This window comes from Fodinicurvata sediminis DSM 21159, assembly GCF_000420625.1.
Taxonomy (GTDB): Bacteria; Pseudomonadota; Alphaproteobacteria; order Kiloniellales; family DSM-21159; genus Fodinicurvata; species Fodinicurvata sediminis.
The window spans coordinates 120,983-135,449 of sequence record NZ_ATVH01000019.1; the positions used below are offsets into that span (position 1 = coordinate 120,983).

Here is a 14,467-nt window from a genome sequence, read left to right on the forward strand (position 1 = left end):
TGCATATGGAGCGAGGTCAGCTCGAGGCTATCTGCAGCCTTCAGATGTGCCAAGACTACGATGCTGCTGCATCAGCCCAAACATTTCCCACAGCGCACAATAATGATTTCTGGCTCTGAACGTAGTTCTCCAGAGCGGAAAGATGATAGCTTCCATATAGGGAGTGCACTGCATTTTGATGACTTTTCACCAGGGCCCGACTTTCAGTCGTATGACGGAATTTTATTGGTTTGGAGTTAGAAATCGAAAGCAGAGCCTTGGAGGCCCAAGAGCACATTTGGGAGCAGCGGGAGATTCAAGGATGTATCATACCGATAATTATAAAAATAATATTACAGGGCGTTCCATTTTAGATATTCTTACTCCTGATCTTGTAGTCATGGAGGAAGCATTCAATAAGAATATGGCTCATTTTAGGAGTATAGTATCCAACAGGATATCTCATAGGCCGCACTGTAAGATGCACAAGTCCTCCATAATTGCACAGAAGCAATTAAAGGAAGGAAATTCAAAGGGGGTTTGCTGCCAGACACTGTCAGAAGCTGAAGTTCTTTCGGAGAATGGTATAAAAGATATTTTCATAACAAATCAAATAGTTAATAAAAATAAAATAAATATACTTTCTGAATTAAATAAATACAGTTATATAAAAATATGTGTGGATAATGCCAATAACATAAAAGATATAAATGAGATTTCCAAAAATAAAGGAATTAGAATTGACTTGATGATCGAGATAAATTGCGGCGGAGGTCGGTGTGGAGTGAACTCCTACGATGAGTTTCATGGTCAATATAAACTTATTGAAGAAATGGAACATGTGAATTTCAAAGGGGTCCAAGCATACAATGGTTCAAGCCAGCATGTTTATGAAAGAGAGGAGCGTCATAGGGAGTCCGAGAGGACTTACAGTATGATAAGAGAATATCTGAGGTGTCTCGATAAAGAGAACCATGAAGATATAGAAATCAGCGGAGGGGGAACGGGAACGCTCGAATTCGATATTGAGAGTGGGCTCTTTACGGAAACCCAGGCTGGGTCATACCTCTTCATGGATATGGATTATGCGCGCGTAGCCGGTGATTCGGAAAAAGGGGTAGGGGGATTTGATAATTCCCTATTCGTAATCACGAGCGTGATCAGCAAGCCAAGTCCGGAGATCGCTGTTTGTGATGCGGGTCTTAAGTCTCACTCGGTGGATAGCGGCTATCCACTTGTGCATGGTGATACGGGGCTGACAGTAATCGGCGTGTCGGACAATCATTGTGTCGTAAAGGATGAGAGCAATTCATTGAATATAAACGACAGGATTTTGTTGATACCCGGTCATTGCGACCCGACTTGCAATCTCTACGACAGATATTTGATTATAAATAATGATGCTGTGAGCGACATATGGGACATAGATGCAAGGGGCAGAAACATCTAAAGACAAGGTTCGAGAAGGGGTTCTGCTGCCGCGGCTGAAGTCCAAGCTGACTTAATGGACACAATGCAGGGACATCCCTTCATTGGTCTTTGCTCCTATAGAAGCAGCGTCCGGTGTAGTGATCGCGCGCCTCGATGGTTCCGAAAACCCCTATGGTGGCAAAACCGGAAAGACAGGATTGTGACAAATCCATCTGATGGTGCTAGCATACGGAAAACAAACGAAAACGATATGAACCCATCTCACCAAACAGGGGGAGCAGAAATGAAATACTGGTCAACACGGATTCTTACGGGTGCAATCGCCGCCACGGCAATGACGATGGCCGGATCCGCCCAGGCGCAAGAATATGAAATGGCGATCGCGACAATCGTGCCCGAAGATCTGACTAATAACGAGATCTATCCTGGCCTCATCCATTTCAAGAACCTGGTGGAAACACGCACCGGAGGTGATGTCGCCGTGGAGGTCTTCGGCGGTTCCCAGCTCGGCTCAGAGGTCGAGACCGGCTCCCAGGTCCAGTCGGGCGGTCAGGCGCTTCAGTCGACGGTGATGTCCTCGGGTGCCATGTCTTCCTTCTACGACAAATATCAGGCAGTTACCACGCCCTTCCTGTTCGAGAACTGGCGCCAAGCCTGGACTTTCTTCGATGGTGAATGGTTTGCCGACTTCATGGAAGGGGCCATCGAGGCCGCTGATATGCGCTATCTCGGCACATTCGATGATGGCGGCGGTTTCGTCGCCTTCACCAACAACGAGCGCCTGATCAAGACGGTTGAGGATCTCGAGGGCCTCAACATCCGCGTCGAGGAGAATCCTGCACACATCGCCACGATGGATGCCATGGGAGCCTCTGCGACACCATTGCCCTGGGGCGAGGTCCAGACCGCCTTGGAGACCGGACTGGCCGATGGTCAGTTCAATGCACCGGTCGTCAACACGGCTTTTAACCTCGATGACGTGACGGACTACACGACGCTGACCGGTCATGTGTACAACACGCAGACCTGGATGGTCAGCGAGACCTGGTATCAGAGCCTGCCCGAGGAGTATCAGCGGATCATCACCCATGCGGCCCAGGAGGCGATCCAACTCGCACACGGCACCTCCGGCGCCCTGGCGACGGCGAGCTGGCAGGAATCCTGCGAGATTTTCGAGGAATGCTACGTCATGCCCGCCGAGGAGCGGCAAAAGATGGCGGATATGGCACGTCCCGCCTGGAAAGAGTGGATCGTCAACGATTTCGGTCTCGAGGAGTCGCTCATTGACGAGCTTTGGGCCGAGGTCGATCGTGTCGGCGAAGAACTGAAGGAGCAGGACTACCAACGTTACGGACAATAATCCGTGTGTCGGTCTCCTTGCACTTGAACTTCCATGCGACGGCACAAAGTGCCGGGCCGGATGCGCGTTATGGATCGCGCATCCGGCTAGCCTCCTTCAAAGCCTGATCCGGGGTTCTTGCCCATGTCGGTTCTCAGTGTCGCCCGGCGAGTCAGCGATTGTGTCAATCACGCCGCCGTCGTTGTCTGTATTCTCTGCGTTCTTGCCATGCTGGCGATTTCCTTTATCGGCTTCCTCTACACCGTCTTTACCGGTGGCGCATTGAGCTGGACCTATTCGCTCGCGCGCATCTTCCTGCCCTGGATCGGCCTGATATCGACAACGATCGCCTTGTACTGGGGAGAGCACGTAGCGATGACCCTGTTCGTCAGGCTGCTTCCCGAACCTCTGGTCAAGGTGGCCGCGATCATCTGTCTGGTGGTCATCGCCATCTTTGCCTTGATGATGATCTGGTATGGCTGGCAATTCTTCATCAACGCGCGGCAGACCTACATGGTCTCCCACATGATCCAGATTCCCCAATATTTCACAGCCATCGCGGTTCCTCTCACCGGGATTGTCACCCTTATCCACCTTGTGCGCGGCTTCGACCTGCTCGAGCACTTCGTCACCGTTGAAGACGTCACCCAGCAGGCGATCCGCGAGCAGCAGGCGGAGGACGTGTGATGGCCCCCGCTCTAATCGTATTCGTTCTCCTTCTGGCAGTCGGTACACCTGTCGCCGTCGTCATGGCCATGGCGGGGGTCGCCGGCAGTTATTCCATCGGTGGCGAGCAGATGATCAGCATCATCGCCGATCGCATGTTCGCGGGGGTTTCCGGCTATATGCTGATCGCGGTGCCGTATTTCATCTTTACGGCCGAACTCATGAATCAGGGTGGGCTGACCCAGAAGCTGATCACCTTCAACAACGCACTTCTCGGCCGCATACGGGGGGCGCTCAGTCATGTCAACGTGACGGTGTCAATCTTCTTCGCCGGCCTCACCGGGGCCGCGATCACGGACACGGTGGCGCTTGGCAAGATCCTGATCCCGGCCATGAAGAAGCAGGGCTACGATGCCGAGTATGCAGCAGCGATCACAGCGTGTTCGTCCATCATCGGACCGATTATCCCGCCAAGCGTGGTGATGGTGGTCTATGCGACGATCTTGCGCGATACCTCGGTCATCGATCTCTTTGCCGGCGGTATCATTCCCGGTCTGCTGATGGCCATGTCGCTTCTGGTTATGAGCTTCGTGCTATCCTGGATGCGCGGCTATCCCAAACAGGACCCGACACCGATCCGGGTTGCGGTGATAGCCTTTTTCTCGGCACTGCCAGCGCTGATCGTGCCCGTCATCATACTCGGCGGCATCCTGACGGGCATGACGACGGTGACCGAAGCGTCCGGTTTCGCGGCAGTCTATGCACTGGCAATCGGCTTCCTCTTCTATCGCAACCTGACCTGGCGTAAGGTTTGGGCAGCACTGGTCACCACGGTGCGTTTCTCGGGCGTCGTCTTCTTTCTGCTGGCGGCTTCGGCGGTGCTGAGCTGGTTTGTCACCCGCTCAGGCATAGCCCGCGATGCCGCTGAGCTGATCACCACCGTCTCCGATGTCGGGTTCATCCAGCTCATGATGGTGTGCGTGCTGCTGATCCTGGTCGGTACGGTCATCGACGTCCTGCCGGCGCTTGTGGTCGTTGGTCCGGTGCTGGTTCCGGCCATGATCAACCTCGGCTTCGATCCGCTCCACTTCGCGATTCTGATGATTGTCACGCTCAACATCGCGAATGTGACACCGCCCGTCGGGATGACCTTGATGACGGCTGCCCAGATTGCGAAAGTGCCCTATGAACGCGCGATCGTCGCCTCACTGCCGTTCTATCTTTCGTTCATCACGGTGATCGTCCTGCTGGCGTTGTTCCCGGCACTTTCGACCTGGATCCCCAGCCTGATCCGATAGACGGTCCCGGCAGCAGGAGCATGTTATCCATGTCGCTCAGCAATTCGCATGTCATGACCGAATACCGACAGCTCACGCCAGGCTCGGCGCAACTCTACGAACGGGCCAATCAGGTCTTCCCGAGCGGCATCACTCATGATTCCCGGCATATGAAGCCCTATCCGATCTATGTCGAGCAGGCCGAAGGCGCGCACAAGCGCGACGTCGACGGCAACGACTATATCGACTATTTCGGTGGGCATGGCGCGCTGCTACTTGGGCACTCGCATCCCGAGGTAACCGAGGCGGCGCAGGCGGCACTGACGCGCGGCACACAGTATGCGGCAAGCCACGAACCCGAAGTGATCTGGGGTGAGGCGGTGCTGCGCATGCTTCCAAGCGCCGAGCGGGTCAGGTTCACTGCTTCGGGCACGGAGGCCACGCTGCTCGCCCTGCGTCTTGCGCGCGCCTTCACTGGGCGGGACAAGATCGTGCGGTTCAAGGGCCACTTCCATGGTTGGCACGATCACATGACCTCGGGCTATGTCTCGCATTTCGACGGCGCGCCCACGCCCGGTGTGCTGCGTGAGGTTGCGGAGAAGACGGTGCTTGTCGAGTCCGACGACCCGGAAGGTATCGAGGCCGCGCTTGGCCGCGACGACATCGCCGCCGTCTTCCTGGAGCCGACGGGCGGTTCCTTCGGGATGATCCCGGTTGCGGAAACCACGCTTCACGAATTGCGCCGCCTCACGCAGGCGAATGGGTCGCTCCTGATCTTCGACGAGGTGATCTCGGGGTTCCGCTGTTCGCCGGGTGGCGCGCAGCAGGCCTACGGCATCCAGCCGGATCTGACCACCCTGGCCAAGATCGTGGCCGGCGGCCTGCCAGGCGGTGCTGTTGCCGGACGCAAGGACATTCTCGACTGGCTCGATTTCGCGGCGAGCGAGGCGGCCGGACGGCAGAAGATTCTGCATCCGGGGACTTTCAACGGCAATCCGGTCTCCGCCGCGGCGGCCATCGCGATGTTGCGGATCATTGAGACGACGGATGCCTGCGCGCGCGCCAACCATACGGCCGAGACGCTGCGCCGTCGCATGAACGAGGTCCTGGCGGACAAGGGACTGGGCTGGTCGATCTACGGTACCTTCTCAGGCTTTCATGTCTTCATGAATCCACAGGGGCGCACGATTGACCCGATAAGTTTCGACCCCTTGAGTGTGCCCTGGACGGAGTTGAAGACCAAACCGGCAGAACCCGCCAATGCGCTTCGCCTCGCGTTCCTGCTTGAGGGTGTGGACATCGGCGGATGGCCGGGCGGGCTGACCTCAGCCGCGCACAGTGAGGACGATATCGAGAAGACCCTCCAAGCTTTTTCGCGTGCCCTCGATCGCCTGAGAGCCGAGGATATGCTCAAGGTTTCTGCAGCTTAGCACGCGTTTGGAATTATCTTAGCTGACGCTATTCCCGAGCGCTACGGTCCCCCAATCACCTGCCACAAGCGCGTTGCACGCTGGCGGCGGGCCGGGGTTTGCGACCGGCTGTTACAAGAGATCGCGCAAGCCTAAAGCGGTGATGTCATCAACGACTCTTACTGCGTGCGGGTCCATCAGCGGGCCGCGGTGACAACGTATGGTCCGCCCCGTTGCAAGTGATATGACAGCAGCAGCATTCGCAGTCTGGCGGCCGAACGCGTTTCCTGGGCCAACATCCCGGCCAGGAAGAACAGGAGGGAAAGTTTCACCTTCAGCCAATATCTCTACATATACCGTAGCTTGGTTGAGCGCTTCTTCGGAAAGATCAAGCAGTTCAGAGGCATCGCAACACGTTATGACCGCAAACCGGAAAAACCATCTAACCTCACTCAAGTTGGCTGTACTGCACATCAGGTTGAAGTCTTATGAGTCTGCGGCCTAATGCGTGATTCTTTCCGACACGAAGGGAAATGCCATGGGGACAGCGGTCAAACTTCGCGAGAAGGACTTCAGTAAGGTCAAAACTTGGGCGTACGTACGTATTTGAACGGGTTCATCAGTACAGTCTGGATGAAATTTTCAACCGCAAAAAAATCACTTTTAGATCGATAATTTCGCCCAACCCATTGTTTTAAGGGCAAACCTGTATTGCTATAGGCAATATCTATAGAAACAACGCAATTTTAAAATTTGCCTACCAATGAGGTTGGTGAAAGGCTTTCCTCCAAACTTCATTTGGGAGGAAACATGAAGGCTGAGTCGGTTTTTATCGATGGATCTTGGAGGAAGTCTTCCAACGGTCAGACCTTGGACATGGTTGCACCGTCAACCGGGGAAAAGATTGGTGTCATAGCGCGCGGCACGGCCGAGGATATCAATGCTGCGGTTGCCGCTGCGAGAAAGGCCTTCGAGGGGGTCTGGGGGCAGATGCCCGCCGTGGAGCGCGGACGACTGCTTTCGAAACTCGGACAAGCCATCCTCGATCATGAGGATGAACTGACGGATCTGGAAGCGCTCGATACCGGTAAACCGCTCAAGCTGGCACGCGGAGACATAAAGGCGGCCGCACGTTACTTTGAATACTACGGTGGAGCCGCCGACAAGCTTCACGGCGAAACCATTCCATTCCTCTCAGGCTATCAGGTTATGATCCTGAGGGAGCCTCGCGGGGTGACCGGCCACATCATTCCCTGGAACTATCCCGCTCAGATGTTCGGCAGAGCGCTAGGAGCGGCCCTGGCTGGCGGCAATGCCACCGTGATGAAGCCAGCCGAGGAGGCTTGCCTGAGCGTAATCCGGCTTACTGAACTCGCAGCGGATGTCGGTTTCCCGGAAGGTGCCATCAATATCGTGCCAGGTGTTGGAGAGGAGGCCGGTGCCGCGCTGAGCGCGCATCCCGACCTGGACCTCATTTCCTTCACGGGGTCTCCCGAGGTTGGAACAATCATCCAGAAGACAGCTGCGGACAATCATGTTCCCTGTGTGCTCGAGTTGGGTGGCAAATCCCCTCAGATCGTTTTTCCGGACGCGGATCAGGAAAAAGCCATCGAATCTATCGTTGGCGCACTCGTTCAGAATACGGGACAGACCTGCTCGGCCGGAACCCGGGTCCTGATCGAACGTTCGATCTACGACGACTTCATGAATGCTCTGACCAAACGCTTCAAGCAGCTTCAGGCGGGCCCTCATGATCTCGATCTCAACTGTGGTCCGGTTATTTCGAAGGCGCAGCAAGAGCGTGTTCTGGGTTTCCTGGAGCGTGCGGAGAAAGACGGCATTGAAGTGGCCGCTCAGGGCAAGATCCACGAAAAGGCGCCTGAAGGCGGCTACTACGTCCCTCCAACCCTCTATCGTGTCGTTCCACGTGATCATGAGCTCGCCAAGGAAGAGGTGTTTGGGCCGGTCCTGTCGGCCATCCCATTCGACGACGAAGCGGACGCCATCCGTCTGGCAAACAGTACGGATTATGGATTAATCGCAGGAATCTGGACCAACTCCGGCGCTCGGCAAATGCGTCTCGCCAAAGGTGTGCGAGTCGGACAGGTCTACATCAACGGCTATGGTGCCGGTGGTGGGATCGAGCTTCCGTTCGGTGGCTTCAAGAAAAGCGGCCACGGACGCGAGAAGGGCTTTGAAGCCCTGAAGGAATTCACCGTCACCAAGACAGTGGTGATCAACCACGGGTGAATCCGAATCTACAATTCTCAGTAAAAACACTAGGGAGGAAAACTGATGAAACGAACAGCTATTGTTGTGTCTCTGTCCGCGATGTTGGCGGCAAGCGTTGCACCTGGAGCTATGGCTCAAGGGCAGGATGTCCGTCTGGGCCATGTCTTCGCCACGGACAGCCCGGTAGACAACGCCAGCAAGGCCTTCGCGCAGTGCGTTACCGACGATACCGGAGGTGACATATCCGTCACCGTATTCCCGGATAGCCAGCTTGGTGGCGACGAATCACTTGGGCGGGATCTTTCGCGGGGTGGACTGGAGCTTGCGTTTCTGAACCCAGGGTCCTTGACCGGGTTGGATCCGCTCCTCGACATTCACTATCTGCCCTACATCGTGAGCTCCTTCGAGGAAGCCGACGAAGTCTTCTACAATCCGGATGGGGTGCTCCAGACAACGATCCGGGAGACGCTTGCCGAACACGGCATGAAGTCTCTGGATTTCTTTGAGCTGGAATTCCGGGCCGTTACGAATTCGGAAAGGGCAGTGGAATCCGTTTCCGACCTGGAAGGACTCAAGCTGCGCGTTCCCGGGTCGATCTCCATTCGCTCCTTCTTTGACGCTGCAGGCGTTCAGACCGTGACCCTTCCCTTTCCTGAACTTTTCGTGGCCCTGCAACAGGGCACTGTCGATGGTCAGGACAACGGCGCGAGCATCACGTACAACTCCCGGCTTTTCGAGGCACAGGAGTATATGACTCTGACGAATCACGTCTACGCCATGGGCACGATCACAGCCAGTGACCACTTCTGGCAGCAGCTTTCAGATGAGAACAAGGACATCATCAGTGCTTGTGCTACAGAAGCGGCAACCAATCAGATCGAAGACAATCGTGCAAAGAATGCCCAGTATCTGGAGGGTATCCAGGAAGGCGGCGTTGAAGTTCATGAACTGTCCGCTGAGGAAATGGAAAAGTTCGTTGAAATCGGGCGCTCTCTATGGACCGAGCTGGAGGATACCTACGGCGCAGAACGCATCCAGGCACTGAAAGAGGAAGTCGGCGCCACCGATGAGTAACGCCGCGAACGGCACCAAGGAGACCGCCCCGAAAAAGGGGCGGTCTCTGCTGGGGGCCTTTGACAAACTGGAAGACAGCCTCGCAGCTTTGGAAAAACGCGTGGCGGCGGTTTCCCTAGTCGTGATGATATTTGCGATCCTGGTGACGATTTTGGCGAGGTTCTTCAACCTTCCCATACCAAGCCTCGGGGAATATGCGCTTGTCGCCATGTCACCCATGGCATTTGTAGGTGCTGCCTTCTGCAGTTACATGCATCACCACATCACGATCGACGTAGCTGAACTGCTTAAGAACAGGTTACTCAAGACCATTCTCAGGGGTGCAGCTTCGGTTGCAATGGCAACATTTGCGGCCATTTTCACATGGCTTGCCTGGGACCTGCTAATTTACGCCTATTCCTCGGGTGAGAGCCTGATTGACCTCGGTACTCCTGTCTGGATCCCGATGGGCTTCATGGTCCTGGGAGCAGCTTTCATGTTCATTCATGCTGCCTTTGACGTTATCCGGCTTTGCACGGGAATGCCGCGCACGGGAGGTGAGGCATGAGCCTGGTCATCATTGGATTATTCGGCCTGCTCCTGATCGGCACACCTATTGCCGCAGCATTTGCTCTTGTCGTTTTCTTGAACGATGAGCGTCTGAATGTCTGGCTGGATTCCCTGAGCAATATTCCTTACGACAGCGTCTCGAGTTTCGCGCTGGTTGCCATCCCACTCTTCATCCTGCTGGGTGAAATCATAAACCGAGGCGGGATCGCTGCTTCGTTATCCGCTCTTGCCGACAAGCTGTTACGGCGAATAAGAGCGTCGTTTGGCTACGTGATGATCGCAGCCAGTGCCTTCTTGGGTGCTATCACGGGGTCATCTGTTGCCACCGTTGCGGCGATTGGTTCAACACTCGGCCCGGAGATGGACGCACGTGGTTATCCCAAGGGATATACCGCGTCCCTGAATGCAGCCTCGGGACTTCTTGGCGTTCTGATACCGCCGTCCATCCCTTTGATTATCTATGGCGCTACAGTCGGTGTCTCGATCACAGAGCTATTCGTGGCCACGATTGTGCCGGGAGCACTTCTGGTGCTCACATTTTCGACTGTTCACTGGTTTCGCTCGAAAGCAGTCCTGTCCGGCGGTCATGAAACAAAGGCTGATGCCGGAGTTCTCGAAAACCTGAGTAAGCGGAAAACAAGATCACGGGCTGTGGCATCTCTTTTCCTGCCGGTCATCGTTCTTGGTGGGATCTACGGTGGCATTTTCACGCCTACCGAAGCCGCGGCCGCAGCATGTATCTACGCCATTGCAGTCGTGCTCCTGCAACGCGCACTGAACCTGGAAGGCCTGGTTCAAACCTTCTATGCAGCCGTCTTACCGGCAGGTGCGATACTCTTGATTATCGCAATGACAGGCGTACTCAACAGGGCGCTGATCCTGAATCAGGTTCCTCAGGACCTGGCTGTGTACATGACCGGGTTGTTCGCTGATCCCATCCTGTTTCTCATTGCCGTGAACCTGCTGCTCTTTGCTGTGGGCATGTTCATGGAGACGAATGCTGCAGTGCTCCTGATGGGGCCGCTGCTTGCGCCCTCGGCCGTCCAGTTCGGCATCGACCCGGTCCACTTTGCGATCATCGTTGTAACGAACATTGAGATCGGCCTGCTGACTCCGCCATTGGCCGCGAATCTCTACGTCGCCGCCAGAACCAACAATGTGCACATTGTCCAGATGTTAAGGCATTTCGGTTGGTTTATCGGGGCGGCCATTGTCGCGCTTGCACTCCTCACTTTCATTCCGGGCCTTTCGCTCTGGTACCGTCTCTTCTGAGAAGGAAACTCTTTATGACGACTATCCCTGAAACCTCCCGCGCTGCGGTTCTGAGAGCCTTTGGAGATCCTCTGGCAATCGAAGATGTTCCCATTCCTGATAAACTGGAGTCTTCCTCGCTTCTGGTGAAAACCTCGGCCTGCTCGATCTGTGGAACAGACGTGCATCTTGCGAGTGGATCGCTTGCGCTTCCGGTTAACCTGCCTGTCATCATTGGTCATGAAATGACCGGACGTATTGTGGCCATGGGAGAGAATGCCAGCCGTGACAGCGTTGGACGGGATTTGAAAATTGGAGATCGGATCCTCTGGACACATACATCTTGCGGATCCTGCTATTACTGTACCGTCGCCAAGCAGCCTACACTTTGCGAGAATCGCCGTGCCTACATGTACGAGACGATGGCCGAGTACCCCTACCTGCTCGGCGGATTTTCAGAATACGGTTACGTCATGCCGCAGTCGGGCCGCATCAAGGTCCCCGAAGCTGTAAGCGATGACCTTGCCAGCCTTTGTTCCTGCGCGTTCCGCTCGGTCATGAACGCGATGAACAATCTTGGCGAAATCGAGGCGCATGAGCATGTCGTTATTCAAGGTGTCGGCCCTCTTGGTCTGCTCGCCACTGCAGTCGCCCGCGCGCGGGGGGCACGCAGTGTCATTGCAATCGGTGCTCCAGAAGTACGTCTCGATTTGGCTGGAGAATTGGGAGCGGAGCATACGCTCTCGATCGAGGGTACCACTCACGAAGAGCGCCTGGAAAAGATCCATAGTCTGACTGAAGGCCGAGGCGCTGATATCGTAATGGAATTCACCGGGCACCCGGCGGCCTTCAATGAGGGGCTTGATATCACCCGAAAGGGGGGGCGGTACTGCATCGTTGGCCAGCTTGGCGACAAGGACACCACGATCAAACCCTCCACGATTGTGAAGAAGAATATCAATGTTATCGGTGCGTTCTCCGGGGATTCGCGCAGTTATTGGCAAGCTCTGGAGTTTACGGCTCAATATGCTTCCCAGATCCCCATGTCGAAAATCCTGAGCAACAGATACGCACTGGATGACGTGAATACGGCTCTTCAGCGCATGAAAGCCTTCCAGGAAGTCAAACCCGTAATCGAGTTCGCATGACAATGAGAGAACAGGCGATGCATTCCTATGATGCGCAGGCCACTGGACCCCTCGAAGGGGTTCGGGTGCTGGATATGTCGCGCCTTGTAGCGGGCAATATGAGCACGCATGTGCTGGCGGATTACGGTGCCGATGTCATCAAGATCGAACGTCCGGGAAGCGGCGATGATCTGCGGAACTGGCGCTGCGAAGACACCGATATTTACTGGAAGGTTTATGCCCGAAACAAACGTAGTTTTGCCGTCGATATAAAGTCCGAGGAAGGAAAACGCGACCTCCTCGATTTGATCGATACCGCCCAGGTTCTTGTCGAAAACTTCTTGCCCGGGACATTGGAAAAATGGGGCATGGGGCCGGAGGATCTTCATCGCAGGAATCCGGATCTGATCATTCTCAGGGTCTCAGGGTGGGGCCAAACCGGGCCTTATAAGAATCGCCCGGGTTTTGGCACCCTCGTGGAGGCGATGTCAGGCTGGGCTTATCTCAATGGCCATCCGGACAAGCCGCCAACGCTTCCTCCACTCGCGATGGCGGATATGGTTGCCGGTCTCTATGGGGTAAGTGCGGTCTTGACGGCCTTGCGCGCTGTCGAAGTTGGGCAGAAGGGTGGCCAGGTTATCGACTTGTCGCTCTTTGAGCCCATTCTCTCGATCATATCCTCGGAGGCACTGAAGTATCAGCTTACTGGTGTCCCCACAGAACGCGCAGGAAATCAATCCACGCACACGGCACCGCGCAATGTCTATGTCTGTGCCGATGGTGGTTATGTCGCCATGTCGGGATCAATGCAGTCGATGGCGATGAAGATTCTGGATACGGTCGGCAGGCCCGAGCTCAAGGACGACCCGCGTTTCGCAACGAACGATGCACGTGTTGAGAACAGGGATGAGCTTGATGAAATCATCGGTTCCTTCATCAAGGAACGTTCACAAGCCGAAAACTTGGAATTGTTTGAAGCGGCAGGCGTCACCGTTGGGCCTGTGTGCTCGATAGCCGATCTCATGACCCACCCTTATGTACTGGAACGCGAGGTTTTGGTTGACCTTCCCGACGAGGACGTAGGCAAGGTGCCCATGCACAACATTGTCCCGCGCATGAGTGGTACGCCAGGGGTGTTCAAGCGCCCGGCACCTAGACTGGGTGAACACAACGAGGAAATCGCGGATGAACTTGAACAGCGGCGTCGAAGCGGCACTACACCAAAGGATGAGACATGAAGGAAAGATCCCTGCCGTTCTGGCGTTCGATACTTTTTGTCCCCGTGCTGAACGAGAAATTCGTCCGAGGCGCCCCAGGGCGAGGGGCGGACTGCATTCAACTTGACCTGGAGGATGCAATACCTCCGGATCAAAAGCAGGATGCACGGCATGCCCTCCCTGGTGTTTCAGATGCACTGGCGGGTCGGGGCTGTGAGGTGATCGTTCGAATAAACCGCCCTTTGAGAATGGCGATTCCTGATCTTGAGGCTGCCGTGCGTGAGTCCGTTTGTGCGGTGACCCTGCCGAAAGTCCCGTCTCCCGAGCATGTTCACGGCCTTGTCGAAGTCATCGAGGAAGTGGAGCGCGAACAGGGACTCGAGAGTGGGCATACGAAACTGATTGCCATGATCGAGACGGCTGAAGGTTTGCTTCGGATTAACGAGATTGCTGCGGCGCATCCCCGTGTCATCGGAATCATCGTCGGCCCGGAAGATCTCGCTGTTTCAATGGGCATGAAGCCAACACGCACTTCCCTGATGACCCCGAATGTACAGGCCGTGGCCGCAGCCAAAGCGGCTGGCTGTATGCCGCTCGGTTTTGTAGGTTCGATCGCAGGATTTACGGATCTGGAGAGTTACAGGTCAGTCATTAGGGAGGCGCGCGAACTGGGCTTCATGGGTGCTTTTGCAATTCACCCAAACCAGGTAGCTATACTTAACGAGGAGTTTGCGCCTTCGCCTGCAGAAGTCGAGCAAGCTCGTGCGCTTGTGGCGGCCTTTGAGGAGGCCATGGCTGAGGGACGGGGCGCGGCTCAGTTTGAAGGCAAGATGATTGACCTGCCTGTCGTGGAACAGGCCAGGGCTATTCTGGAAGCGGACAGGAAGGTGCGCGTAAAGGCGAGCGCTTGAACGCG

Annotated in this window: 12 protein-coding genes; all 12 read left to right on the forward strand. The window is 55.5% G+C overall.

Annotated features, from left to right (window positions below; all coding sequences use genetic code 11):
* The first annotated feature begins 211 nt into the window (after positions 1 to 211).
* The 12 genes from G502_RS22120 (at position 212) to G502_RS0116820 (ending at position 14,462) form a co-directional block, all read left to right on the forward strand.
* Positions 212 to 1,429 (forward strand): DSD1 family PLP-dependent enzyme, encoded by a 1,218-nt coding sequence (locus tag G502_RS22120; RefSeq protein ID WP_162141002.1) that lies wholly within the window; start codon positions 212 to 214, stop codon positions 1,427 to 1,429.
* A 264-nt stretch (positions 1,430 to 1,693) separates the two neighbouring features.
* Positions 1,694 to 2,770 carry a TRAP transporter substrate-binding protein DctP gene (gene dctP, locus G502_RS0116770; protein ID WP_022729842.1) on the forward strand — a complete coding sequence of 359 codons (1,077 nt, stop codon included), beginning with the start codon at positions 1,694 to 1,696 and terminating at the stop codon, positions 2,768 to 2,770.
* A gap of 123 nt (positions 2,771 to 2,893) precedes the next feature.
* Positions 2,894 to 3,436, forward strand: a complete 543-nt coding sequence (locus G502_RS0116775; protein WP_022729843.1) for a TRAP transporter small permease — start codon at positions 2,894 to 2,896, stop codon at positions 3,434 to 3,436.
* Positions 3,436 to 4,713 carry a TRAP transporter large permease gene (locus tag G502_RS0116780; protein WP_022729844.1) on the forward strand — a complete coding sequence of 426 codons (1,278 nt, stop codon included), beginning with the start codon at positions 3,436 to 3,438 and terminating at the stop codon, positions 4,711 to 4,713. The genes G502_RS0116775 and G502_RS0116780 overlap by 1 nt, the downstream gene beginning before the upstream one ends.
* A 29-nt stretch (positions 4,714 to 4,742) precedes the next feature.
* Positions 4,743 to 6,122, forward strand: coding sequence for an aspartate aminotransferase family protein (locus tag G502_RS0116785; protein WP_022729845.1), 1,380 nt, complete (start codon positions 4,743 to 4,745; stop codon positions 6,120 to 6,122).
* 789 nt (positions 6,123 to 6,911) lie between these two features.
* Complete coding sequence (locus G502_RS0116790; protein WP_022729846.1) at positions 6,912 to 8,351, forward strand: aldehyde dehydrogenase family protein; 1,440 nt, start codon at positions 6,912 to 6,914, stop codon at positions 8,349 to 8,351.
* Positions 8,352 to 8,396: 45 nt separating this feature from the next.
* Positions 8,397 to 9,407 carry a TRAP transporter substrate-binding protein gene (locus tag G502_RS0116795; RefSeq protein WP_022729847.1) on the forward strand — a complete coding sequence of 337 codons (1,011 nt, stop codon included), beginning with the start codon at positions 8,397 to 8,399 and terminating at the stop codon, positions 9,405 to 9,407.
* Positions 9,400 to 9,954 (forward strand): TRAP transporter small permease, encoded by a 555-nt coding sequence (locus G502_RS0116800; protein ID WP_022729848.1) that lies wholly within the window; start codon positions 9,400 to 9,402, stop codon positions 9,952 to 9,954. The genes G502_RS0116795 and G502_RS0116800 overlap by 8 nt, the downstream gene beginning before the upstream one ends.
* Positions 9,951 to 11,228 carry a TRAP transporter large permease gene (locus tag G502_RS0116805; RefSeq protein ID WP_022729849.1) on the forward strand — a complete coding sequence of 426 codons (1,278 nt, stop codon included), beginning with the start codon at positions 9,951 to 9,953 and terminating at the stop codon, positions 11,226 to 11,228. The genes G502_RS0116800 and G502_RS0116805 overlap by 4 nt, the downstream gene beginning before the upstream one ends.
* Before the next feature lie 14 nt (positions 11,229 to 11,242).
* Complete coding sequence (locus tag G502_RS0116810; protein WP_022729850.1) at positions 11,243 to 12,355, forward strand: zinc-binding dehydrogenase; 1,113 nt, start codon at positions 11,243 to 11,245, stop codon at positions 12,353 to 12,355.
* Between the two features lie 17 nt (positions 12,356 to 12,372).
* Entirely contained in the window at positions 12,373 to 13,572 is a 1,200-nt protein-coding gene (locus G502_RS20925) for a CaiB/BaiF CoA transferase family protein (RefSeq protein ID WP_022729851.1), read from the forward strand.
* Complete coding sequence (locus G502_RS0116820; RefSeq protein WP_022729852.1) at positions 13,569 to 14,462, forward strand: HpcH/HpaI aldolase/citrate lyase family protein; 894 nt, start codon at positions 13,569 to 13,571, stop codon at positions 14,460 to 14,462. Before G502_RS20925 ends, G502_RS0116820 begins: the two co-directional genes overlap by 4 nt.
* Positions 14,463 to 14,467 lie beyond the last annotated feature (5 nt).